This is a genomic window from Mycobacterium szulgai, assembly GCF_002116635.1.
Lineage (GTDB): Bacteria > Actinomycetota > Actinomycetes > Mycobacteriales > Mycobacteriaceae > Mycobacterium > Mycobacterium szulgai.
The window spans coordinates 43860-68561 of the sequence record NZ_LQPW01000125.1 but is presented as its reverse complement, the minus strand read 5'-3'; the positions used below and the strand labels follow the sequence as shown (position 1 = coordinate 68561).

The following is a 24702-nucleotide window of genomic DNA, read 5'->3' as shown; positions in this document are numbered from 1 at the left end:
TTGGCGATGAATTGCCGCTGGGTTCGCCGGATGGACGAATGCAGCACGGAGGATTTCTTCATATGACTTTTGCGGCAAGCATGCATTGTCGGCTCAAAAAATGAGGCCTATCTCCCTTCCGACGCTCGGTGGACACTTGATTGACACGCAAGCCGATCTCCGCCGAAGACCGTTTGACCCGGCTCCGAGGAGTCCAAAAATGAGCACGGTTGTCACGAACCTGCGGCATGACTTTCCCGCGTCGCTGGTGGTCTTTCTGGTCGCGCTGCCCCTTTCGCTGGGCATCGCGATCGCCTCGGGGGCGCCGCTCGTCGCCGGACTGATCGCCGCGGTGGTAGGTGGCATCGTCGCGGGGACGCTCGGTGGGTCGTCGGTTCAGGTCAGCGGTCCGGCAGCGGGCCTCACCGTGGTCGTCGCCGGGCTGATCGACCAGCTGGGCTGGCAGATGCTGTGCTTGATGACCATCGCGGCGGGCGCCCTGCAGATCCTGTTCGGCGTCAGCCGGATGGCTCGCGCCGCACTGGCCATCGCTCCGGTCGTGGTGCACGCCATGCTCGCCGGCATCGGCATCACGATCGCGCTGCAGCAGATACACGTGCTGGTCGGCGGTACCTCGCGCAGCTCCGCGTGGCAGAACATCGTGGCGTTGCCCAACGGCATCCTGCATCACGAACTGCACGAAGTGATCGTCGGCGGGACGGTGATCGTCATCCTGCTGCTCTGGTCGAAGCTGCCGCCCAAGCTGCGCATGATTCCCGGCGCGCTGGTGGCCATCGTGGCGGCCACCGCGCTGGCCAAGTTCGTCGGACTCGACGTGGAGCGCATCAACCTGTCGGGCAACTTCTTCGACGCCATCAGCCTGCCCCACATCGCTGACAAGACTCCTGACGGCCAGCCATGGAGTCAGGAGATCAGCGCGATCGTCATCGGGGTCCTCACCATCGCGCTGATCGCCAGTGTCGAGTCGCTGCTGTGCGCGGTGGGTGTCGACAAACTGCACAACGGTCCGCGCACCAACTTCAACCGCGAGATGATCGGACAGGGCAGCGCCAACATGTTGTCGGGCTTACTTGGCGGCCTGCCGATCACCGGCGTCATCGTGCGCAGCTCGGCCAACGTTGCCGCCGGCGCCCGCACCCGGATGTCGGCGATACTGCACGGCGTCTGGGTGTTGCTGTTCGCGTCGCTATTCACCAACCTGGTCGAACTCATCCCCAAGGCCGCCCTGGCCGGCCTGCTCATCGTCGTCGGTGTCCAGCTCATCAAGCTGGCCCATATCAAACTCGCTTGGCGCACCGGCAATTTCGTGATCTACGCGGTAACCATCGTGTGCGTGGTGTTCCTCAATCTGCTGGAAGGCGTGGCAATAGGTCTGGCCATCGCGATCGCGTTCCTGTTGATCCGGGTGGTGCGCGCACCCATCGAGGCCAGGCCGGTGGGCGAAGAGGCCAAACAGTGGCGAGTCGATATCGACGGCACCCTGAGCTTCTTACTGCTGCCCCGGCTGACCAACGTGCTTTCCACGCTGCCGAAGGGCTCGGATGTCACGGTGAACCTGAACGCGGACTACATCGACCACTCCGTTTCCGAGGCGATCTCCGATTGGAAAACCAGCCACGAGGCCACCGGCGCAACGGTGACCATCAACGAGACATCGCCGGCCAATCTGGTCAGCGCGCACAGCAGCCCGCCGAAGCGTCACTTCATATCCCGGTCGCTGCGGGAAGCGCCCTGGCCGTCGCGCCGCGACAATAACGGCGATGCGGCCGACGCCTCAATCCTGCACGGGGTCAAGGAATATCACCGCAACGGTGCGCTACACCACCATGTGCCCGAGCTGATCGATCCGACAAACCCCGACACGGTGTTCCTCACTTGTGCCGATTCCCGGATCCTGCCGGACGTCATCACGGCCAGCCGTCCCGGTGACCTCTACATCGTCCGCAACGTGGGCAACCTGGTGCCGATCGATCCGGGCGAAAGCTCAGTGGACGCCGCACTCGACTTCGCCGTCAACCAGCTCGGCGTCACTTCGGTTGTGGTTTGCGGACATTCATCGTGCCGCGCGATGAAGGCGCTGCTGGACAACACGGCAAGGTTGGGCCCGATGAGCCGGTGGCTCGAACACGCCGGCGACAGCCTGACCGCATACCTCGACCATCATCCGGCCCTGGAAAGCGCCAACGGCTTCAGCGAAGTGGACCGGCTGGCGATCGTGAACGTGGCCGTGCAAGTGGAAAGGCTTGCCCGGAACAAGATTTTGGTGCCCGCCGTGGCGTCCGGTGCGGTACAGGTGGTCGGTATGTTCTTCGATTTCGCAACCGTGCACGTGCACGAGGTGAATCAGGACGGGCTGGTTGGCAGCCGGACGACCTGAAGGAAGAACTCGTCGATCTGGCGCACCGCGTTCATGAACTGATCCAGGTCAACCGGTTTGGTGACGTAGGCATTGGCGTGCAGCTTGTAGCTACGCAGAATGTCCTCCTCCGCCGAGGAGGTAGTCAGCACCACCACCGGGATGCGACTGAGGTCGGGATCCGACTTGATCTTCTGAAGTAACTGCCGGCCATCGTATTTCGGCAGGTTCAAGTCGAGCAGGATCAGGTCCGGGCGCGGCGCGTGCTCATACGAGCCGCGCTGGTACAGATAATTCAGCCCCTCCTCCCCGTCGCGCGCTACATGCAGCCTGTTGTTGAGCTTGTTGTGCTCGAACGCTTCTCGCGTGATGAGCTCATCTCCTGGGTCGTCTTCGACTAGCAGGATGTCAATTGCGCGACCGGGCGCTGTCATGTGTGGGCTCCTTTTCTGTTAAGGCAGTGGGAAGCGTGAATTCGAACCGGGTCCCGTCGGTGTAGGACGTATCGATCCAGATGTGGCCGCCATGGTTCTCAACGATCTTCTTGCACAACGCCAGACCCAGGCCCGTGCCGCTGTAGGTCTCCCGCCCATGCAGGCGCTGGAAGATGATGAAGACCTTGTCGACGAACTCGTGCCCGATGCCGATGCCGTTGTCGGACACACTGATCAACCAGAGGCCGTCGCGGTCACCGCTACCCTGCTGACAGTCGATAACGATACGGGGCGGGCGATCCTTGTGCCGAAACTTCACGGCATTGCCAATCAGGTTCTGCCACAGCATCGTCAGCAAGGTCGGGTCCCCCATCACCTGCGGGAGCCGCTGGCCGTACACCACCTCGGCACCTGATTCCTCGATGGCGGCATCGAGGTTGGCCACCGCAGTGTCCAGCGCTGTGTCGAGGTTGACCTCGGTGTACTTGGCGCCCAGGCGCCCGACCCTGGAGAAGCTGAGCAGGTCGTTGATCAGCACCTGCATGCGCTTGGCTCCATCGACCGCGAAACCGATGTATTCCAGACCCCGATCGTCGAGTTGGTCGCCGTACCGCTTCTCCAGCAGCTGGCAGAAGGAGGCGACCTTGCGCAGTGGCTCCTGTAGATCATGAGACGCCACATATGCGAACTGCTCGAGTTCGGCGTTGGACCGCCGCAATTCGATTGCCTGCTCGTCCAACAGTTCCCGGGCCTCGCGCGAGGTTTCCAGCTCTTGCACGATCCGCTGCCGCATGTTCTCCACGTCGACAGCCATGGCCCGGATGTCTTTGGGCCTGCGGGGCGGCGTGATTCGTTCGTCGAAATTGCCTTCGGTGATGCGCTGGCAGGCCTCGGCCAGCGCTGCCAGCGGCTTGGTGACCGCTCGCCGAACCAACAGACCCAACAGCGCCGCGGTCACGATGAACACCAGCACCATCGAGCCCAGCACCCGGTCGCGCCAATCATTCATGCGCTCCAGGTCGTGGGCGGCACCGTCTCGCGCGGCACCCAGCCGCGCGTTCTGCACCTCGAAAAGCTTACGTAAATGGTCGAATTGGGCTTTGCCGCGCGCCACCACCTCGCCGCCGACCACCGCGGGTGAATCCGGGATCACGCTTGCGATGACCGGCTCGGCGAAGGTGGTCCGCCAGGCGGCGGCGACCGTTTCGATCTCGTCCAGATCCGCGAGGAGGTCGGGCCGGTGACTCAGCCGCTGCCGCATTTCGGCGGCGGCCGCCTGCTCGGCACGCTGCCCGTCGTAGTACGGGGTGAGGAACTGCGGATCGGCGGCAATCAGGTAACCCCGGACCCCGGTCTCCTGGTCACGCAGCGCGGACTGCAATCGACTGGCCAACACCCGGGAGGGCTGGACGTCATCGCGCAGCCCCCGCGACAGCTCGTCGGTGCGATTGAGCAACACCGCACCCGCGATCGCTCCGGCGAGCACGACCACGCCCATCACCGACAGCACCAGGGCTTGCCATCCCCGTACGGTGAGCTCCAGCCCCCGCGGCGTGCGGAAAAAAGCGCTCACCCGGTGGTCCGCTCGACGCGCAGCACGGCGATGTCATCGGTGAGCCCGCCGCGCGCCTGCGCGAGCCGTTGGGCTCCGTCGATGAGGGCGTCGACGAATTCCGGACCGGGCAACGCCACGTGCGTGCGGGCCAGCGCGAGCAGGCCGTCCTCACCCAGGCGCTTGTTGGCCCGCCCCGAATATCCCTCGAAGAGCCCGTCGGTGAGCAGTAGCAGACCATGCCCGGCGGGCAGCTCGAACTCGGTGTGCGGCCAGTCGTCGGCGTGGAGGCCCAGGGCGGGCCCGGCCGGCGGCTCGAGCCACTCCACGCTGTCCGGGCCGTGGACCAGCATCCCCGGGTGGCCGGCACGCACAGCCGTCATCCGTGGGCTGTCGGCATCGATTGCCAGGCTGATCACCGTCGCGAAGATCCCGCTACCGCTGCGTTCGGCACGCAGGATCCGCTCCAGCTGCCACATCAGCTCGTTACCCCGCACGCCGGCCAATGTCAGTGCGCGCCAGGCGATTCGCAGTGCCGCACCCAGGGCAGCCTCGTTGGGCCCGTGCCCGGCGACGTCGCCGATCAGCACATGCACGACTTGATCGGGCGCCTGGACGACGTCATAGAAATCCCCGCACAGCAACGCGTCTTCGCGACTGGGCCGGTATCGGGCCACGATGTCGACACCCGGGTTGTCCAGTAGTAGCGGCGACGGCAGTAGTCCGCGTTCCAGCAGTGCGTTCTCCCGGGCGCGGATCTGGCTGGCGTGCAGGTCGGCGGCGATGAGCTCGGCACGTTTGCGTTCGATCGCATACAGCAGCGCGCGCCGCAGCATTTCAGGCTCGACGCGACCCTTGACCAGATAGTCCTGGGCTCCGGCCGCAACCGCCGAAGCACCGAAGTATTCGTCGTTCAGTCCGGTCAACACGACTATCGGGACGGTGGGGTCGTAGCTGGCGATGCGGTCCAGCGCGTCGAACCCGTTGGCGTCAGGCAGGTGCAGATCAAGCAGCACACAGTCGGGGCGGGCAGCGGCCAGCTCACGCTCGGCGTGAGCCATCGACTGCGCCCAGACCACCTTCGTGTCGGCGGCGGCGTCGGCGACCAAGTCCTCGACCAGCACCGCGTCGGCCCGATCGTCCTCGACCAACAGCAACGACAACGACTGCCATGTCGCCGTCGGCCCAAGCATGGTCACGTCCCCGTCGCAAAAGGGGGCGCACCCAGGCCTATATGCCTCACCTCACACCCCCTGGGCAGCAGGCTTTAGCCCAACGCGTTGCGTTTTCCACCCCGAACTGGCTGCCGACCGCGTGGCCTTCGTCCTAAAGCCTGATCTGGATCGTATGCGGTGGGGCTGATCTTTTCGGACAGTTGAGGAAACTGCTCGCAGCCAGTAAACGTCAGCGTAGCAACGCCCGCGACATCACCACGCGCTGGATCTGATTGGTGCCCTCGTAGATCTGGGTGATCTTGGCGTCGCGCATCATCCGCTCGACCGGGAAGTCGACGGTGTAGCCGGCACCGCCGAACAGCTGGACGGCGTCGGTGGTGACTTCCATCGCCACGTCGGAGGCCAAACACTTCGATGCCGCTGATATGAAGCCGAGGTTTCCTTCCCCGCGCTCGGCGCGGGCGGCTGCGGAGTAGACCATCAACCGGGCGGACTCCACCTTCATCGCCATGTCGGCGATCATGAACTGCACCGCCTGGAAACTGCTGATCGATTGCGCGAATTGCTTGCGGTCCTTGGTGTAGGCGATCGCGGCGTCCAGCGCGCCCTGGGCGATGCCGACGGCTTGGGCGCCGATGGTGGGGCGGGTGTGGTCGAGCGTGGCCAGCGCCGTCTTGAACCCGGTGCCCGGCTCCCCGATGATCCGGTCGCCGGGGATCCGGCAGTTCTCGAAATACAACTCCGTGGTGGGCGAGCCCTTGATGCCCAGCTTGCGTTCCTTGGGTCCGACGACGAAGCCCTCGTCGTCCTTGTGCACCATGAACGCCGAGATGCCGTTGGCGCCCTTGTCGGGGTCGGTCACGGCCATCACGGTGTACCAGGAGGACTTGCCGCCGTTGGTGATCCAGCATTTGGCGCCGTTGAGAATCCACTCGTCGCCCTCGGCCTTGGCGCGGGTGCGCATCGACGCCGCGTCCGAACCCGCCTCACGCTCGCTCAGCGCATAGGAAGCCATCGCGGTGCCGTCGGCGACCTGCGGGAGCACCTGCTTCTTCAGATCGTCGGAGCCGCGCAGGATCAGGCCCATGGTGCCGAGCTTGTTCACCGCGGGAATCAACGAGGCCGAGGCATCGACGCGGGCGACCTCTTCGATGACGATGCACGCCGCCACCGAGTCCGCACCCTGGCCGCCGTATTCCTCGGGCACGTGCACCGCATTGAAGCCCGATGCGTTCAGCGCATCCAGCGCCTCTTGCGGGAACCGGGAGTTCTCGTCGACATCGGCGGCATGCGGGGCGATCTCCTTTTCCGCCAGCGCCCGGATCGCGGCCCGCAACTCCTGGTGCTCCTCGGGCAATTGGAACAGATCGAACGACGGATTTCCGGCCCATCCAGCCATCTCTCGGCCTCCTAGTTTCCTTGCTACTCGCCGGTAACTTTACCGTGCAGCTGCTGTAACGCCGCATCCTTGGCCGCCACGGTCTCGGCCAGCTGATCTTGGAACGCCACGATCCGGGCCCGCAGTTCCAAGTCCGACGAGCCCAGCATCCGCACCGCGAGCAGCCCGGCATTGCGGGCGCCGCCGATCGACACCGTGGCCACCGGAACCCCGGCCGGCATCTGCACGATCGACAGCAGCGAATCCAGGCCGTCGAGCCGGGCCAGCGGCACCGGCACCCCGATCACCGGCAGCGGCGTCGCCGAGGCGACCATTCCGGGCAGGTGCGCGGCACCGCCGGCACCGGCGATGATCACCTCGATGCCGCGCTCGGCGGCGCTGCGGGCGTAATCGAACATCACCGCCGGCGTGCGATGCGCCGAAACGACCCGCACCTCATGCGCGATGCCGAACTCAGCCAGCGCAGTGGCCGCGTCGGCCATCACCGACCAGTCACTGTCGCTGCCCATGATCACGGCGACCCTCGGGTTAGTCATGCACATCCCATCCGTCAGGCATTTTGCGCCGCTCCTCCACATCGCTTTGCTCTGCATCGTCGCCGGCGCGCCACTGCCCATGAGCTAGCCAGTACGCCGCCAGCTCGGCGCGTTCCCGCAGCTTAGTCAGGTCGCTGCCGACGAAGTTGATGTGTCCGACCTTGCGACCCGGGCGTTCGGCCTTGGCGTACAGGTGCACCCGGGCATCGGGCATCCGCGCGAAAAGATGGTGCAGCCGCTCGTCAACCGACATCGCCGGCTGCTCCGCGGCGCCCAGCACGTTGGCCATCACCGTCACCGGCGCTATGGCGTCGGTTTCGCCGAGCGGATAGTCCAGCACCGCGCGTAAGTGCTGCTCGAACTGGCTGGTCCGGGCCCCGTCCATAGTCCAGTGCCCAGAGTTGTGCGGGCGCATCGCGAGTTCGTTCACCAGCAGTCTGCCCTCGGGAGTCTCGAACAGCTCAACCGCGAGCACCCCGACAACACCGAGTTCGGCCGCCAACCGCAGTGCCAGCTGCTGGGCAGCCGCCGCCATGTCCGCAGACAACTCCGGCGCCGGTGCGATCACCTGCACGCAGATGCCGTCGCGCTGCACCGTCTCCACCACCGGCCACGCCGCACCCTGGCCGAACGGCGAGCGCGCCACCAGCGCCGAAAGCTCGCGACGCAGCGGCACCCGCTCCTCGACCAGTACCGGCACCCCGCCGGCCAGATACTCACCGGCAACCTCGCGGGCGTGCGCCAGATCACGTGCCATCCGCACCCCCCGGCCGTCATAACCGCCGCGGACCGCCTTGACCACCAGTGGCGCGTCCTCAGCGATATCCAGGCCGGCCACGAAGTCGTCGAGGTCATCGAGGCTCTCGACGCCGGCGTAGCGCGGCACGGGGGCACCCAGGGCCGCTAGCCGGCGCCGCATGACGAGCTTGTCCTGGGCGTGAATCAGCGCCTGCGGCGGCGGCAGTACGTTGACGCCCTCGGCAACCAGCTTCTCCAGCAGCTCGGCCGGAACGTGCTCGTGGTCGAAGGTCAGCGCGGCGGCCCCGGCGGCAACCCGGCGCAGGTCTTCCAAATCGGTGTGCGAGCCGATCACCACATTGGGGGTTACCAACGCGGCCGGCTCGTCGGCGGCATTAGCCAACACGCGCAGGTTCTGCCCCAGCGCGATGGCCGCCTGATGGGTCATCCGGGCAAGTTGACCGCCACCGACCATGGCCACAAGGGGGGTGCGTGAACTCGGCACGGCCATCATGTTGTCACGGCGCCTGACCGGCGTGTTTACCGGCTATTGCACTAAATCGTTATGTACGATTTTGCGTTCATTTCGCGGAGATCCGTACACTGGCGTGTTGTGTCCTTTGCCGATGCCACAATTGCGCGTCTTCCCGGGGTCGTTCAGCCCTTTGCCGAGCGGCATCATGAACTGATCAAATTTGCCATCGTCGGCGGCACCACATTCATCATCGACTCCGCGATTTTCTACACGCTGAAGCTCACCATTCTCGAACCTAAACCGGTGACCGCGAAAGTGATCGCGGGAATCGTCGCAGTCATCGCGTCCTACGTGCTGAACCGGGAGTGGAGCTTCCGCGACCGCGGCGGCCGCGAACGCCACCACGAGGCACTGCTGTTCTTCGCATTCAGCGGCGTGGGGGTGCTGCTGAGCATGGCCCCGCTGTGGTTCTCCAGCTACATCCTGCAGCTGCGGGTGCCGAACGTGTCGCTGACCGTGGAGAACCTCGCCGACTTCCTTTCGGCGTACATCATCGGCAACCTGCTGCAGATGGCGTTCCGCTTCTGGGCTTTCCGGCGCTGGGTGTTCCCCGACCAGTTCGCGCGCAACCCCGACAAGGCCCTGGAATCGGCGCTGACGGCCGGCGGAATCGCCGAGGTCTTCGAGGACGAGCTGGAAGGCGGCAATGTCACATTGCTGCAGGCATGGCGCAACCGGGCGGCCGGCCGGCCCAATCAGCTGGGCGACTCTTCAGAGCCCAGCGTGTCGAAAACTTCGTGATACAGCAGCGCGTGCACTTCGCGCAGGCGCGGAATGTTGTAGAACTCCAGCGGATCCTGTGACGCCGACTCGATAATCAGCGTCCCGGTGCGAAACATCCGTTCGAAGATCTTGTCCCGGAACTCCACGCTGTTGATCCGCGCCAGCGGAATGTCGATGCCGCTGCGGGTCAGCACGCCGTGGCGATACATCACCCGCCGGTTGGTGACGACGAAGTGGGTGGTTAGCCAGGTCAGGAAGGGCCAGAGGGTCAGCCAGCCGATGATCACCAGCCAGATTCCCCAAATGACCCCGTAGATGATGTTCTTGGCCAGCTGCTGCCAATGCGTGGAGTCGACGAACCCAGACCCCAATGCGGCCAGCCCGGTCACCAGGATCAGCACCAAAACGGGCAGAATCAGACGCTTCCAATGCGGATGACGATGAATAACGACCTGCTCGCCGGCGGCCAGGGCATTGTCGGGATAGCTCATGCTGGCGACCTTAGCTCCGCAGATGCACCACGTCACCGGCGGAAATCACGACGCTTTTGACGCTGCTGCCCTCCCCGGTGTCCAGACACAGGCGGCCTTGCTCGTCGATGTCCCGGGCGATCCCGATCACCACCTGGCCGCCGGGCAACTCGGCGCGCACCCGCGAGCCCAGGGTCAGGCTGCGGACCCGGTAGTCGGTGGCCAGTTGCGGGTCGGCCCGTCGCCACTGGGTGATGCGCTCTGCGAGCTCGCGCAGCAAGCGGCGGATCAGCAGATCGCGGTCGGGAGCCGGCACGCCTTCGTCGAGCAGCGATGTCGCACCGGGTGCGCCGGCCTCCTCGGAGGTCTGCGTGACGTTGAGACCCAGCCCGACGACCGCAAACGGCTGCCCCACCTCGGCCAGGATGCCCGCCAGCTTGCCGCCCCCGGCCAGCACGTCGTTGGGCCACTTCAAGCCCGCCTCAACCGTGCTGAGCATGGCCACCGAATCGACCACCGCCAGGCCCGCGGCCAGCGACAGCCAGCCCCAGCCGGCGACCGGGACGTCATCCACCCGCACCCCGACCGACATGGTGATCTGCGCCCGCGGCGCGGCGGCCCAGCCCCGGCCATGCCGGCCGCGCCCGGCCGTCTGGTGCTCGGCGATGAGCACCGCCCCGTCGATATCGCCGCCGGCGGCGGCACGTGCCAGTAGGTCGGCGTTGGTGGAGCCGGTCTCCTCAACGACATCGAGTTGCCGCCAGTACCCGCCTTCGATCGCAGCGGCGCGCAATGCGGCCTCATCGAGCGGCCGCCTGAGCTGATCGCGGTCGGTCACGGGATCAGCCTACGAGTGGCACGCATCACTCAGACCATTATGACGCCACTAGACGCCGCTAGATGCCCGAGCCACGGTGCCCGGGAACGCCAGACAGAATCCCTGCGTGGCCGCCGACACCGCCCACGGCACCTGCGCCGGTCGGTGTGCCGGACCCGCCGGTGCCGCCGGAGCCGCCCTCGCCACCGTTGCCGACCAATTTGGCATCGCCGCCATAACCACCCGCTCCGCCCGCGCCACCACCCTCACCGGCGCCCGTCCCGCCGTTGCCGCCATCACCGCCGGCCCCGCCGCCCCCGCCATTGCCGTACAGCTGTGCGCCAAAGCCGCCATTGCCTCCCGCACCGCCGTCAGTACCGGGTTGTCCCACCACGGTCGATGTCCAGCCCTGTCCGCCGGCGCCGCCGGCCCCACCCTGACCGAACAGTCCGATCGCGGTGCCACCGTTACCGCCGGGCGCACCGCTGAACGCTCCGAGGAAGCCGGGGCCCGTGCCGTCCCAATTCATTCCACCGGCACCACCTGTCCCGCCCATGCCGCCGTTGCCCCAGATCCACCCACCGGTACCGCCGTTGCAGCCCGGGGTTGGAGCGAATTGGGCGCCGCCGGCGCCGGCGTTGAATCCCGGACCTCCGTTGCCACCGTTGCCGAATAGCCCCGCGTTACCACCGTGCCCGCCGGGTGCACCGGGATAGCCGGGACCGCCGTCGGCTCCATTGCCCCACAGCAGACCGCCATCGCCGCCGGGTAGGCCCGGCCCCATCGCGGTGTGACCGTCACCGATCATTGGGCGTCCGAGCAGCGCCAAGGTAGGGAAGTTCACCACGTCCAACAGCAGCTCGACCGGAGACAACTGCGCGGCCGCCGCCGAGGCACCCGAATAATATCCGGCCATTGCGGTCACATCCTGTGCCCACATCTCCTCGTACACAGCCTCCGCGGCCGCGATCGCCGGAGTGTTTTGACCGAACAGATTCGACAACACCAGCGATACCAAGCCGTTGCGGTTGGCCGCGACCGCCAGCGGATGGATGACGGTGGCCCGCGCGGCCTCAAACACGTTCGCAACGGCCTGCGCCTGCTCAGCGGCCACACCGGCGGTCGACGATGCGCCCTCCAGCCAGCTCGCGTAAGACGCGGCCACCCTGGCCATCGCCACGGACGCCGGCCCCTGCCACGACCCTCCCACCAGTTGCGTGGTTACCGACCCGAATGACGTTGCCGCCGAAGCCAGTTCGGCCGACAATTCATCCCAAGCCGCCGAAGCTTCGGCCATCGGCGCCGATCCGGCGCCTAGGTACATGTTTATCGAAGTGATCTCGGGCGGTTGCAGCTGGAAATTCATCAGGGCCACTCCTTTTCAATCGGAGTGCTGTCAGTGGCCTTCGCGGATCGTAACCCCGATCGGAGCGTTTGCTCCACCATTTGGCGGAATTGTGTGGGGCGCCAGACCGAGCGACTATGAGGCTGCCGATAACATCGACTCCCATGACACGCGCTGACGACGATGCAGAGCAAAAGAGCGATGTGGGGGCAGCTCCCGCTTGCGGGGGAGAGGAGCAGCGCATATGACAAGCGTTACCGACCACACGGCAGAGCCCGCCGCAGAGCACACCATCGACATCCACACCACCGCGGGCAAGCTGGCCGAGCTGCACAAGCGCCGGGAAGAATCGCTGCATCCGGTCGGTGAGGCGGCCGTCGACAAGGTCCACGCCAAGGGCAAGTTGACCGCTCGCGAGCGCATCTACGCGCTGCTGGACGAGGATTCGTTCGTCGAGCTGGACGCGCTGGCCAAGCACCGCAGCACCAACTTCGGGCTGGAGAACAACCGGCCGGTCGGCGATGGCGTGGTCACCGGCTACGGCACCATCGACGGCCGCGACGTCTGCATCTTCAGCCAGGACGCCACAGTGTTCGGCGGCAGCCTCGGCGAGGTGTACGGCGAGAAGATCGTCAAGGTGCAAGACCTGGCCGTCAAGACCGGCCGCCCGCTGATCGGCATCAACGACGGCGCCGGCGCGCGCATCCAGGAGGGTGTCGTCTCGCTGGGCCTCTACAGCCGGATCTTCCGCAACAACATCCTGGCCTCCGGCGTCATCCCGCAGATCTCGCTGATCATGGGCGCCGCCGCCGGTGGGCACGTCTACTCCCCCGCGCTGACCGACTTCGTGATCATGGTCGACCAGACCAGCCAGATGTTCATCACCGGACCCGACGTCATCAAAACCGTCACCGGCGAGGACGTCACCATGGAGGAACTGGGCGGCGCCCACACCCACATGGCCAAGTCGGGGACGGCGCACTACGTCGCTTCCGGTGAGCAGGACGCCTTCGACTACGTGCGCGACCTGCTGAGCTATCTGCCGCCGAACAACGCCACCGATCCACCGCGATACCAGGCCACCGAACCCGTCGGGCCCATCGAGGAGAATCTCACCGACGAAGACCTCGAGCTGGACACGCTGATCCCGGACTCGCCGAACCAGCCCTACGACATGCACGAGGTGATCACGCGCATCCTCGACGAGGACGAATTCCTGGAAATTCAAGCGGGTTACGCACAGAACGTCGTCGTCGGGTTCGGCCGCATCGAGGGCCGGCCGGTGGGCATCGTGGCCAACCAGCCGACGCACTTCGCCGGCTGCCTGGACATCGACGCCTCGGAGAAGGCGGCCCGGTTCGTGCGGACCTGCGACTGCTTCAACATCCCGATCGTCATGCTGGTGGACGTTCCAGGGTTCCTGCCCGGTACCGGCCAGGAGTACAACGGCATCATCCGGCGCGGCGCCAAGCTGCTCTACGCCTACGGCGAGGCCACCGTCCCCAAGATTACCGTCATCACCCGTAAGGCCTATGGCGGCGCGTACTGCGTGATGGGCTCCAAGGACATGGGCTGCGATGTCAACCTGGCCTGGCCGACCGCGCAGATCGCGGTCATGGGGGCCTCTGGTGCGGTCGGTTTCGTGTACCGCCAGCAGCTCAAGGAGGCGGCAGAAGCCGGCGAAGACGTAGACGCGCTTCGCTTACAGCTTCAGCAGGAGTACGAGGACACCCTGGTCAACCCATATATCGCCGCCGAACGTGGATATGTCGATGCGGTGATCCCGCCGTCCTACACGCGGGGCTACATCGGCACCGCGCTGCGCTTGCTGGAACGCAAGATCGCGCAGGTGCCGCCGAAAAAGCATGGGAACATACCGCTATGACGGACGAGCAAACCAGCGGCGAGCCGCTGCAGCATGAGCCGCAGCACCCGCACGAGCCGCATCTGCAGGTGCTTAAGGGACACCCCACCGATCAGGAGTTGGCCGCGCTCGTCGCGGTGCTGGGCAGCGTCGGCGGCCCGCCGCCGCCGCCTCCGCCCGAGCCCGCCCGCTGGGGACTGCCGGTCGACAAGTTGCGCTACCCCATCTTCAGCTGGCAGCGCATCACCCTGCAGGAAATGACCCATATGCGCCGATGACCCGGCTGGTGCTGGGATCCGCCTCACCCGGTCGACTCAAAGCGCTCCGCCAGGCGGGCATCGACCCGCTGGTGGTGGTGTCTGGCGTCGACGAGGACGTGGTGAGCGCCGGTGCGGGCGCGGACGCGGGGCCCGACGCAGTGGTAAGCGTGCTGGCTCAGGCCAAGGCCGCTCAGGTGACCGCCACACTGTCCGCCCCGGACAGTCTGGTCGCCGCGGATTGCGTTGTCATCGGCTGTGATTCGATGCTGCACCTCGACGGCCGGCTATGTGGTAAGCCCGAGACGATCGACGGGGCGCGCGAACAATGGCGGGCGATGGCCGGCCGTGCCGGTCAGCTCTACACCGGGCATTGCGTTATCCGGTTGCTGGACAACCGAATCGTCGATCGCGAGGTCCGAACAGCAACCACCACAGTACATTTCGGAACACCCTCTGCCGCCGATCTGGAGGCGTACCTGGCGAACGGGGAACCGCTGCGTGTGGCGGGCGGATTCACCCTCGACGGCCTGGGCGGCTGGTTCATCGACAAGATCGAGGGCGACCCGTCGAACGTGATCGGGCTGAGCCTGCCGTTGCTGCGATCGTTGCTGCAGCAGATGGGCCTGTCGATGGCCGCGCTGTGGGCGGCCAACCCCGTCGGACAACCGGCCTAATCTGAGGCCATGCCCGCCTGGACCGAGTTCATCGCTGAAGCCCCCAACATCGCCACCCTTTTCGCGCGCCGCCATCGCGCCACCGGAAACCTGTGTCTGCTGGCCACTCTGCGAAGGGACGGATTTCCGCGGATCAGCCCAATGGAGCCGCTGGTCTTCGAGGAGCGGTTGTGGCTGCCCGGAATGCCGGCCACCACCAAGTTCGGCGACCTCGAGCGTGACCCGCGCTTCTGTCTGCACACCGCGACCGCGGACCCCAAGGTGACCGACGGCGACGCCAAGCTGTGGGGCCTTGCGCACAGCGTCACCGACGACGCGCTGCGTCAAAGATTCGCCGAAAACCTGTTCGAGGAGACCGGATTCGATTTGCGCGAACAGGAGTTCGCGTTCTTCGGCACCGAAATCACCGGAGCGTCGGCGGTCGAAGTCAAAGGCGACCATCTCGACATCACCGTGTGGAAACCGGGTGAGCCAGAAAAGTTGGTGCGCAAGCATTGAGCCGGATACCGACTCCGATGAGCAGATCGGAGACTTCCAGCTACGACAACGGCCCGGCGAGGCGAGCACACCCGGGGTCATTGGTCATGCGAGCTTCGCCGGGCCAATTATCCACTCAGCCGTCGATGTTGCCGACCGCCAGAATCCCTAGACGCTGAATTCTTGCTCGCTGTACAGCATTTCGTGCGACATGGCTACACCCCCGCCTTTCAGCCGAGAGCGGGTGTGCGATCAATGGCGACTATGCCGCAACACGCGCTGCGAAACCATCCGCCGAACAGCCGATATCGCGCCGAGTTCGTATCCCCCAATCGGGGGAGAAACCCGCCAGCACCGATTGTAGCCATTGCATATTGCAACCTTGGCGTGCAGCATTACTCGAGTGCCCGCCACGGAATATCTTTGGCGCGTGAACAACTCGCAACGAATGAGGAAAATCGACTGTTGATGGTGTGTCGACGACGGAACCGGCATTGTCGATGACCCGCCCTCGGCTGGAGACAGCACCCGGAGAGCGCGAACCAGCCCCGCCGCCGTTACCGGAGTTGTTCGCTGCCCAGGTAGCTCGCACTCCGGACGCGGCGGCGCTGACGTGTAACGGCATCACGCTGAGCTACCGCGAGATTGACGCGGCGGCCGATCGGCTTGCGCACGCGCTGGCTGATCGCGGGATCGGTCGCGGCGACGTCGTGGCGCTGTTGTCCAAGCGCTGCGCTGATGCGGTGATCGCGATCGTGGCCGTACTTAAAACCGGGGCAGCCTACCTGCCAATCGACCCGGCTCTGCCGGATGCCCGCATCGGGTTCATGCTCGACGATGCCGCCCCAGCAGCAGCGCTGACCATCGGCGGATCGGGCGGCCGGCTGGCCGGCCACGCCGTCGCGGTGATTGACGTTGAAGACGCGGCCACCATTGCCGACGGCAGTCACGCTCTGACGCCGCCGCACGCCGATGACATCGCGTACTTCATCTACACCTCGGGCACGACCGGGACACCCAAAGGCGTGGCCATCAGCCACCACAACGTCACCCAGCTGATGGCAGCGCCGGCGCTGTTCACCCATACCGCAGGCCAAACCTGGAGCCAGTGCCATTCGTATGGCTTTGATTTCTCGGTCTGGGAAATATGGGGCGCGCTGCTGCACGGTGGCCGGCTGCTGGTGGTGCCCGAGCACATTACCCGCTCTGCGACCGATCTGCACCGCTTACTGGTCGCCGAGCACGTTGATGTGGTGAGTCAAACACCTTCTGCCGCAGCACTTCTAGCAACAGAGGGCTTAGAGTCGGCGACACTGGTCGTCGGCGGTGAGGCGTGTCCGGCCGAAGTGGTCGACCGGTGGGCCCCCGGTCGGGTGATGATTAACGCCTACGGTCCGTCAGAGACCATGCTATGCGTGGCGGCCAGCGCGCCGCTGCGGCCGGGTTCGGGAACACCGCCCATCGGGTCCCCGGTGCCGGGCGCGGCGCTATTCGTGTTGGATGCGGAATTGCGCCCGGTGCCCACCGGCGTGGCCGGGGAACTGTATGTGGCCGGCGCCGGCGTCGGCTATGGATACCTGCGCCGCGCGGGACTGACCGCAGCGGGGTTCGTCGCGTGCCCGTTCGGAGCGCCGGGCAGGCGCATGTATCGCACCGGAGACGTGGTGCGCTGGGACGCCGAAGGGCAGCTGCAGTTCGTCGGGCGCGCCGACGAGCAGGTCAAGATCCGCGGCTACCGCATCGAACCCGCGGAAATCGAAGCAGTCCTCACCAGCCATCCCGACGTTGCGCAAGCAGTCGTAGTCACCCACACCTGCGCCGCCGACACGCAATTGGTCGCCTACGTGGTTCCCGATCATCAGCCAGACCGCACCCGCCATCCCGACGACGAAGCCCACCGAGTCCAACAATGGCAAGCCATCTACGACCAGCTGTACTCCGAAGCGTTACAGTCCAGTGCCCCAACCGAATTCGGCGAGGACTTCGGCGGTTGGAACAGCAGCTACACCGGCGAGCCGATCCCGCTCGGCCAGATGCGCCAATGGCGCCAAACCGCCGTGCAACGCATTATGGCGCTGTCCGGGCAACGCCTCCTGGAAATCGGCGTGGGCTCGGGACTGCTGCTCGCTCATGTCGCCCCGCATTGCGCCGAGTATTGGGCCACCGATTTTTCCGCGCCGACCATTGAGAAACTGCGGCACGCAGTGGCCACCCAACCTTGGGGCCCGCGCGTCCGTCTGCTGGCCCAACCCGCAGACAGCACCGACGGCCTCCCCCATCAACATTTCGATGTCGTGGTGCTCAATTCGGTCATCCAATACTTCCCGAGTGGGGCTTACCTGCTCGACGTGTTGACCGCGGCAATGAAACTGTTGGCCCCCGCCGGGGCACTGTTCATCGGAGACGTCCGCAACCTGACCTTGCTGCCCGCGATGACCACGGCTATCGCCTGCACCGACAGCCAGGACGCGCCCGCGGCCACACTGCGGGAGCGCGTTCGCCGCGACATCCTCAGTCAACCCGAACTATTGGCGACACCCGAATTTTTCACCGCGCTGCCCGGCCACATCGCCGACATCGCCGCGGTCGACATCCAGCTCAAAGATCTGGAGTCGAGCAACGAACTCAGCAACTACCGCTACGACGTCGTGCTGCGGAAAGCCCCGATCGCCACGAACTCCGTCGCACTGGTGCCTAAGTACCCCTGGCGGCAATGGAACGACCTGGCCGCTGTCGGCCAACACTTACGTACCAACAAACCTGGCGCGCTGCGTATTACGGGCATACCGCACGCCGGCATCTGGAGCGATGTGGCCACTGCTCAAGCGGTGCAGCACGACCCCGGCGACACTCCGGCCAACCAGCTGCGCCCACCGGTACCCGCCGATGCGGTCTCGCCCCACCAGTGCCACCACCTCGGCCGGGAACTCGGTTACACCACCGCCGTCACCTACTCAGCCACCCCCGGCCACATCGACGTCATCTACACGCGCGAGGGCGCCGGCGCCCTCACCGACGTCTACCTGCCCGCCGGCCCACTGGCCGTCCTCACCGACTACATCAACCATCCGGTAACCGCCGAACTGACCACCCAGCTACGCCAGCACGCCGCCACCAGGCTGCCCGAATATATGCTGCCCCGGGCGATTATGCTTATCGAGTCGCTGCCGCTGACGGTCAACGGCAAACTCGACCGGCGCGCCCTGCCCGTCCCTCAATACCTGAGCAGCAGCGCCTACCAAGCCCCGCGCAACCCGTGCGAACACAACCTGGCCCAGCTATTCAGTGAAATCCTCGGCGTCGCCCGGATCGGCATCAACGACAGCTTTTTCGACCTAGGTGGCCACTCCCTGTCAGCAACCCGGCTCATCATGCGCATTCGCACCGAACTCCACGCTGAAGTCCCCATCCGCGTCATCTTCGAAACCCCCACTCCCGCAGCCTTGGCCGACTGGATCACCGCCCAGCCCGCCCAGCCGGCACAAATCCCACTCACGCCGAGACCCAGACCACCACGGATTCCGCTGTCGTACGCGCAATCACGGTTGTGGTTCATCTATAAATACGAAGGTCCCTCGGCGACCTACAACGTCGCGCTGGCGGCGCGCTTGATCGGGCGCCTGAACTCAGCGGCGCTGGTGGCAGCCATCGGCGATGTCGTGGCTCGCCATGAAAGCCTGCGTACGGTCTTCGCTGAAGCAGAAGGCGTTGCCTGGCAACAGATTCTGTCCGCTGAAGCCGTGCGGGTGCCCGTGGCGACGCACAAGGTTTCGGACGGATCGGAAGCGGCCGCCGCGGTAGCCAGCGCGGCTCAATACCACTTCAACCTGAACACCGAGATTCCGATCCGGGCTGACTTGTTGCAGATCTCCGACACCGAGCACGTGTTGGTCCTGGTGGTGCATCACATTGCCGCGGACGGTGCGTCGTTCGTGCCGTTGGCGCGGGATTTGTCGGTCGCCTACACCGCGCGGTGCGCGCACCGGCCACCGGATTGGTCACCGCTAGCCATCCAGTACGCGGACTACACCCTTTGGCAACAAGAGGTTTTGGGCGGCGATGACGATCCGGACAGCATGATGTCGGCACAGGTCGCGTACTGGCGCGGCGAGCTAGCCGGAGCGCCCGAGCAAATCACGCTGGCCACCGACCGCCCGCGTCCGGCCCGGCAGTCATTCCGCGGCGGGGTGGTGAGCTTCAGAATCGATTCGACGCTACGGGAACAGCTTCAGCAGCTGGCCCACGACTACGGGGCCACCATGTCGATGGTGCTGCAGGCGGCGCTCGCGCTGCTACTGCGCAAACTCGGTGCCGGGGACGACGTGACGATCGGTGGCCCGATCGCCGGACGTACCGATCAGGCACTGGCCGACCTGATCGGGTTTTTCGTCAACTCCTGGGTGTTGCGCTTCAACGTCTCCGGCAATCGGGGTTTCACCGAACTACTCGAGCAGGTGCGCGCAAAAGCGTTGGCCGCCTACGAAAACCAGGACGCACCTTTCGAACGACTCGTCGAGCTGATCAACCCGCGACGGTCGACGGCCTATCACCCGTTGTTTCAAGTGGCCTTCGCGCTGCAGAACAACCCGCTACCCGAAGTCGAGCTGCCCGGCCTAGGTATCGAGTTTCTGCCCGCCCCCACCGGCACCGCCAAGTTCGACCTGTTCATCAACCTGATGGATCTGCCCACTAGCTCGAGACACCCACAACCACTGCCGGGCACTATCGAATACGCCACCGACCTGTTCGACCGCGCCACTGTCAAGAGATTCGCCGACTACTTCCTGCGGGTGCTGCGCGACATCACCGACAACCCGCACCGACAGATCGATCTCGTCGACGTCCTCAACGAGGCCGAGCGTGAACAGATGCTGACTCGGTCGAATGCCGATCTCATCACTGCACCGAAAATGACTGTGCCAGAAGCATTTACCGCACAGGTGGCCCGCACCCCGGACGCGCCGGCGTTGACGTGCGACGGCGTCACTTTGAGCTATCGCGAGCTTGAGTTCGCCGCCGACCGGCTTGCGCACATGCTAGCCGGACGCGGGATTGGCCGCGGCGAGGTGGTTGCGCTGTTGTCCGGGCGCTGCGCCGACGCGGTGATTGCACTCCTGGCGGTGCTGAAAACGGGTGCGGCGTATCTGCCAATCGACCCGGCACTTCCCGATGCGCGCATTGCGTTCATGCTCGCCGATGCTGCCCCGGTGCTCGCGCTGACGACCGCCGGACTAGCTCCCCGGCTGGAGGCTCACCATGTGCCGGTTATCGACATCTCGGCCCCCGGTACGGAGAGCGACGGCGCGGCGCCAAACGGTCGGCCGCCGCGCGCCGAGGACATCGCCTACCTGATCTACACCTCAGGCACGACGGGGACGCCCAAAGGCGTGGCCATCAGCCACCACAACATCACCCAGTTGCTCACCGCTCCGGGGTTATTCACACCATCGAGCGGACAGGCGACTACCCAGTGCCACTCATATGGCTTCGATATTTCGGTATGGGAGGTCTGGGGCGCGCTGCTACACGGCGCGCGGCTGGTCGTGGTGCCCGAGCAGATCACCCGCGCGCCGGCTGAATTACACCGCTTGCTGATAGCTGAGCGCGTCGACGTGATGATTCAAACCCCCTCAGCAGCTGCGGTTTTGGTCCCGCAGGGTTTGGATTCGGTGACTCTTGTCGTTGGCGGTGAGGCATGCCCGGCCGAGGTAATGGATCGCTGGGCGGGCGGCCGGATGATGATCAATCAATACGGCCCGTCGGAGACGACGATGTATGTGGCGAGTACGCCGTTGCGGCCCGGCCTCGGTGCGGCGCCGATCGGATCGCCTGTGCCGGGCGCGGCGTTGTTCGTGTTGGATGCCGGGCTGCGGGTGGTGCCGGTAGGGGTGCCCGGCGAGTTGTATGTGGCCGGCACCGGGGTGGGCTATGGCTATCTGGGCCGGGCCGGATTGACCGCTGCGCGGTTTGTGGCCTGCCCGTTCGGTGCGGCGGGGCTATCCGGAAAACGTATGTACCGCACTGGGGATGTGGTGCGCTGGACCACCGCGGGACAGTTACAGTTCGTCGGCCGCGCCGACGAGCAAATCAAGATCCGTGGCTACCGGATCGAGCCCGCCGAGATCGAGGCGGTCCTGCGCAGACATCCACAGGTCGCCCAGGCGGTGGTGGTTGTCCACACCGGCGCAGCCGACCCGCACTTGGTGGCCTACGTGGTGCGCGACCGGCAAGCCACGCTCACCCGCACACCCGAACAGGAATCGGGCCTGGTCCGACAATGGCAGGGCGTCTATGACCGGCTGTACTCCGGCCAATTGCACGCCGGCCCCACCGGAGTCGACGACTTCAGCGGCTGGAACAGCAGTTACACCGGCAAGCCCATCCCGCTGGACCAGATGCAGCAATGGCGTGACGCCGCCGTGCAGCGCATCAGGTCCCTGGGTGGCCGGCGCGTCCTGGAAGTCGGTGTCGGATCAGGACTGCTGCTGAGCCAACTGGCCCCGCATTACGACCAGTACTGGGCCACCGACTTCTCCACCCCCACCATCGACGCGCTTCGCCATGCCGTGGCCGCCCGACCCTGGGCCGACCGCGTCCGCCTTCAAGCCCAAGCCGCAGACGTCATCGACGGACTCCCTACCGGGCACTTCGATGTCGTCGTCCTCAACTCCGTCGTCCAATACTTCCCCAGCGCGGCCTACCTGCTCGACGTTCTGCGCACGGCGATACAACTGCTGGCCCCCGGCGGGGCGCTGTTCATTGGCGACATCCGCAACCTGACCCTGCTGTCCGCTTTCACCACCGCCGTCGCGTGCGCTAACGCCACCGACGCCGACCCCGCCGCGGCGATCCGTGAACAAGTGCGTCGCGACCTGCTGACCGAACACGAACTGCTGTTGGCACCCGAGTTCTTCACCACAGTCACCGGTCACCTCCCCGACGTCGGGCCCGTAGATATCCGGCTCAAAGAGATGGAATCGGTCAACGAACTCAGCAACTACCGATACGACGTGGTACTGCGCAAAACCCCAGCGTCGGCGCACTCAGTTGCGCAGGTACCCAGTCAGCCGTGGCAGCAGTGGGGCAATCTCGACGCACTGCGCGACTACTTGGACACCCAGCGCCCCGACGAGTTGCGCGTCACCGCAATTCCACACGCCGGCATTGTTGCCGAGCTGGCCATCGCCGACACACTGCAGCGCGCCGCAGACCACACCCCGCTGGGCCTGCTGAACACCCAACCGCCCCCCAACGCCGTTTCGCCCGCCAGCTGCCGCCAACTCGGCCAGCAACTCGGATACGCCACCGCGGTCACCTACTCACCTACCCCTGGTCTCATCGATGTCATCTACACCCGCGCCGAGGCTTCCGCGCTCACCGACGTCTACCTGCCAGCCAACCCAGCCGGACGGCTGACCGACTATGTCAACGACCCCGGCACCACCGACCTGGCCAATCAATTGCGCCAATACAGCATGGCCCAACTGCCCGACTACATGGTTCCGGCCAAGATCATGCTCATCGATTCCGTGCCATTGACGGTCAACGGCAAACTCGACCGGCGCGCTCTGCCAAACCCTGAATACTTCAGTACGACCGCCTACCAAGCCCCACGCACCCACCATGAACACACCCTGACCGAGCTCTTCAGCCAGATACTCGGCACCGCGCGAATCGGCATCAATGACAACTTCTTCGATCTCGGTGGCCACTCGCTGTCGGCGACCCGGCTCGCCGTGCGCATCCGCACTGAACTCAATGCCGAAGTTCCCATCCGGGTCATCTTCGAATCCCCCACCCCAGCCGCACTGGCCGAATGGATCACGACCCAACCCGCTTACGCAGCAACCGAACTCGTCCCCCGCCCCCGCCCTGCGCAGATACCTGCCTCGTACGCACAGCGACGAATGTGGGACATGCACCATCTGGCCCCGGAGATACCGGTGTTCCATATGCCATTGGCCCTGCGGTTGGGCGGCAAGCTGGATGTCGAAGCCCTGACCCATGCCCTGACGGACGTGCTGAACCGGCATGAGCCGCTACGCACCGTATTCGCCGACGCCGACGGCGACCTACGACAAGTCGTCCTGACAGCCGCCGACGCGGACATCGGCTGGCAGATCGTTGACGCCACAGGCTGGTCCGCCGAGCGACTGCACGAATCCCTCACCGCGGCCGCCAGCTTAACCTTCGACTTGTCTACCCAGATCCCGTTGCGCACCAAGCTTTTTCGGGTGAACGACGAGGAACACATATTGGCCATCACTGTGCACCACATCGCCGCCGACGGCTGGTCGCTCGCGCCGCTGGCCTTCGATCTGAACGCCGCCTACCGCAGCCGGCGCGCCGGACGTGCGCCGAGCTGGGCCGCGCTACCCGTCCAGTACGCCGACTACGCGGTATGGCAACGCGACTACTTAGGTGATCCAGACGATCCCCAGAGCAGGGTCGGGACGCAACTGCGGTATTGGGAAAGGACGCTCGCCGGCCTCCCCGACCGGCTGCGGCTGCCCACCGATCGGCCCTACCCGGCTGTCGCCGACTACCGCGGCGACACCATCGCCGTGCACTGGTCCGCGGAGCTGCACGCCCAGATCGCGCGGACGGCACGCGAGCATAAGGCAACCGGATTCATGGTTGTCCATGCGGCTCTAGCCACCGTGTTGTCCGAAGTCAGTGGTAGTAGCGACATTCCGATCGGAATCAACGTCGCCGGCCGTGGCCATCCGCTATTGGACGATTTAGTGGGTACCTTCTCCAACAGCATGGTCCTGCGCACGGACCTAGGTGATGGAGCTACTTTTTCGCAACTGCTGGCTCAGGTGCGGGCCCGGACTCTGGCGGCGTTCGATCACCAAGACGTCCCGTTCGGAGTGCTCCTCGACCGGCTCAACCCCACGCAATCGCGCAGCCACACTCCGCTGCGGCAGGTGATGCTGGTCTGGCATAACACCGAGACCGTCAAATGGGCGTTGGAAGATTTGGATGTAACTGAAGCACCGCTACACACCCATGTCGGGCGGATGGATCTGGTGCTGTCTCTCAACGAAAATTTCGGCGTCACGGGCGTGCCGGGCGGCATCACCGGCGTCGTGGAATATCGCACCGACGTCTACGACGCCACCACCATCGAAACCTGGATGGCCAGGTTAGAAACCCTGTTAGCTACGGAAACGGCCCGGCGGGGATCCCACTTCAGCGGGTAGTGCAAGCCTCGCCGGGCCGCTCCTTTCGAAGTCAGGCGTCGATGTTGGCGACGGACAACGCTACCTGCGCGATGCAGAATTCTTCCTCGGCGAACAGCAATTCGTGCGACATTGATTCACCCCCTCCCAGCCGCTGCGGTA

General features: G+C 65.4%; 15 protein-coding genes and 1 pseudogene. 7 read left to right on the top strand and 9 right to left on the bottom strand.

What is annotated here, in order from left to right; genetic code table 11:
• Positions 1-199 precede the first annotated feature (199 nt).
• A complete protein-coding gene (locus AWC27_RS17690) occupies positions 200-2377 on the top strand; it encodes a SulP family inorganic anion transporter (RefSeq protein WP_085671682.1) in 2178 nt (725 codons plus the stop codon).
• Here AWC27_RS17690 and AWC27_RS17685 read toward each other — a convergent pair.
• The 6 genes from AWC27_RS17685 to AWC27_RS17660 form a co-directional block, all read right to left on the bottom strand.
• Positions 2344-2790, bottom strand: coding sequence for a response regulator (locus tag AWC27_RS17685; protein WP_085671681.1), 447 nt, complete (start codon positions 2788-2790; stop codon positions 2344-2346). The two genes, AWC27_RS17690 and AWC27_RS17685, sit on opposite strands and share 34 nt — an antisense overlap.
• Positions 2765-4288 (bottom strand): sensor histidine kinase, encoded by a 1524-nt coding sequence (locus tag AWC27_RS17680; protein WP_085671713.1) that lies wholly within the window; start codon positions 4286-4288, stop codon positions 2765-2767. The genes AWC27_RS17685 and AWC27_RS17680 overlap by 26 nt, the downstream gene beginning before the upstream one ends.
• 71 nt (positions 4289-4359) lie before the next feature.
• Positions 4360-5535: a PP2C family protein-serine/threonine phosphatase gene (locus AWC27_RS17675; RefSeq protein ID WP_085671712.1), complete on the bottom strand. Its 1176-nt coding sequence runs from the start codon at positions 5533-5535 to the stop codon at positions 4360-4362.
• Between the two features lie 211 nt (positions 5536-5746).
• Positions 5747-6916: an acyl-CoA dehydrogenase gene (locus AWC27_RS17670; protein ID WP_083111152.1), complete on the bottom strand. Its 1170-nt coding sequence runs from the start codon at positions 6914-6916 to the stop codon at positions 5747-5749.
• Between the two features lie 23 nt (positions 6917-6939).
• A complete protein-coding gene (gene purE / locus AWC27_RS17665) occupies positions 6940-7452 on the bottom strand; it encodes a 5-(carboxyamino)imidazole ribonucleotide mutase (protein WP_085671680.1) in 513 nt (170 codons plus the stop codon).
• Complete coding sequence (locus AWC27_RS17660) at positions 7445-8704, bottom strand: 5-(carboxyamino)imidazole ribonucleotide synthase (RefSeq protein WP_085671679.1); 1260 nt, start codon at positions 8702-8704, stop codon at positions 7445-7447. Before AWC27_RS17660 ends, purE begins: the two co-directional genes overlap by 8 nt.
• Before the next feature lie 99 nt (positions 8705-8803).
• On the opposite strand from AWC27_RS17660, the gene AWC27_RS17655 reads away from it, so the two are divergent.
• Complete coding sequence (locus tag AWC27_RS17655; protein WP_085671711.1) at positions 8804-9466, top strand: GtrA family protein; 663 nt, start codon at positions 8804-8806, stop codon at positions 9464-9466.
• Here the strand turns inward: AWC27_RS17655 and AWC27_RS17650 are convergent.
• Genes AWC27_RS17650 through AWC27_RS17640 form a run of 3 tightly spaced genes read right to left on the bottom strand, consistent with a single transcriptional unit; the run spans position 9421 to position 12101 of the window.
• On the bottom strand, positions 9421-9939 hold the full coding sequence (locus tag AWC27_RS17650) for a PH domain-containing protein (RefSeq protein WP_085671678.1): 519 nt from the start codon (positions 9937-9939) through the stop codon (positions 9421-9423). The two genes, AWC27_RS17655 and AWC27_RS17650, sit on opposite strands and share 46 nt — an antisense overlap.
• Before the next feature lie 10 nt (positions 9940-9949).
• Positions 9950-10756: a biotin--[acetyl-CoA-carboxylase] ligase gene (locus AWC27_RS17645; RefSeq protein WP_085671677.1), complete on the bottom strand. Its 807-nt coding sequence runs from the start codon at positions 10754-10756 to the stop codon at positions 9950-9952.
• Positions 10757-10814: 58 nt separating this feature from the next.
• Positions 10815-12101, bottom strand: a complete 1287-nt coding sequence (locus tag AWC27_RS17640) for a PPE family protein (RefSeq protein WP_085671676.1) — start codon at positions 12099-12101, stop codon at positions 10815-10817.
• A gap of 223 nt (positions 12102-12324) precedes the next feature.
• Here AWC27_RS17640 and AWC27_RS17635 point away from each other — a divergent pair, with 223 nt between their 5' ends.
• From AWC27_RS17635 to AWC27_RS17615, 5 genes and pseudogenes are all read left to right on the top strand, one after another.
• The gene (locus AWC27_RS17635) at positions 12325-13965 is read left to right on the top strand and encodes an acyl-CoA carboxylase subunit beta (RefSeq protein WP_085671675.1); all 1641 of its coding nucleotides are present in this window, start codon (positions 12325-12327) and stop codon (positions 13963-13965) included.
• Positions 13966-14003: 38 nt separating this feature from the next.
• Positions 14004-14222, top strand: a pseudogene (locus tag AWC27_RS17630) (acyl-CoA carboxylase subunit epsilon); the annotation flags it as partial.
• On the top strand, positions 14219-14878 hold the full coding sequence (locus tag AWC27_RS17625; RefSeq protein WP_085671673.1) for a Maf family protein: 660 nt from the start codon (positions 14219-14221) through the stop codon (positions 14876-14878). The pseudogene AWC27_RS17630 and the gene AWC27_RS17625, both read left to right, overlap by 4 nt.
• A 9-nt stretch (positions 14879-14887) precedes the next feature.
• Positions 14888-15376 (top strand): pyridoxamine 5'-phosphate oxidase family protein, encoded by a 489-nt coding sequence (locus tag AWC27_RS17620; RefSeq protein ID WP_085671672.1) that lies wholly within the window; start codon positions 14888-14890, stop codon positions 15374-15376.
• A gap of 452 nt (positions 15377-15828) precedes the next feature.
• Positions 15829-24561, top strand: coding sequence for a non-ribosomal peptide synthetase (locus AWC27_RS17615; RefSeq protein WP_085671671.1), 8733 nt, complete (start codon positions 15829-15831; stop codon positions 24559-24561).
• Positions 24562-24702 lie beyond the last annotated feature (141 nt).

Coding starts and splice junctions, on each gene's coding strand:
- AWC27_RS17690 (WP_085671682.1), top strand. CDS start 200: ATGAGCACGGTTGTCACGAACCTGCGGCATGACTTTCCCGCGTCGCTG.
- AWC27_RS17685 (WP_085671681.1), bottom strand. CDS start 2,790: ATGACAGCGCCCGGTCGCGCAATTGACATCCTGCTAGTCGAAGACGAC.
- AWC27_RS17680 (WP_085671713.1), bottom strand. CDS start 4,288: ATGGGCGTGGTCGTGCTCGCCGGAGCGATCGCGGGTGCGGTGTTGCTC.
- AWC27_RS17675 (WP_085671712.1), bottom strand. CDS start 5,535: ATGCTTGGGCCGACGGCGACATGGCAGTCGTTGTCGTTGCTGTTGGTC.
- AWC27_RS17670 (WP_083111152.1), bottom strand. CDS start 6,916: ATGGCTGGATGGGCCGGAAATCCGTCGTTCGATCTGTTCCAATTGCCC.
- purE (WP_085671680.1), bottom strand. CDS start 7,452: ATGACTAACCCGAGGGTCGCCGTGATCATGGGCAGCGACAGTGACTGG.
- AWC27_RS17660 (WP_085671679.1), bottom strand. CDS start 8,704: ATGATGGCCGTGCCGAGTTCACGCACCCCCCTTGTGGCCATGGTCGGT.
- AWC27_RS17650 (WP_085671678.1), bottom strand. CDS start 9,939: ATGAGCTATCCCGACAATGCCCTGGCCGCCGGCGAGCAGGTCGTTATT.
- AWC27_RS17640 (WP_085671676.1), bottom strand. CDS start 12,101: ATGAATTTCCAGCTGCAACCGCCCGAGATCACTTCGATAAACATGTAC.
- AWC27_RS17635 (WP_085671675.1), top strand. CDS start 12,325: ATGACAAGCGTTACCGACCACACGGCAGAGCCCGCCGCAGAGCACACC.
- AWC27_RS17625 (WP_085671673.1), top strand. CDS start 14,219: ATGACCCGGCTGGTGCTGGGATCCGCCTCACCCGGTCGACTCAAAGCG.
- AWC27_RS17620 (WP_085671672.1), top strand. CDS start 14,888: ATGCCCGCCTGGACCGAGTTCATCGCTGAAGCCCCCAACATCGCCACC.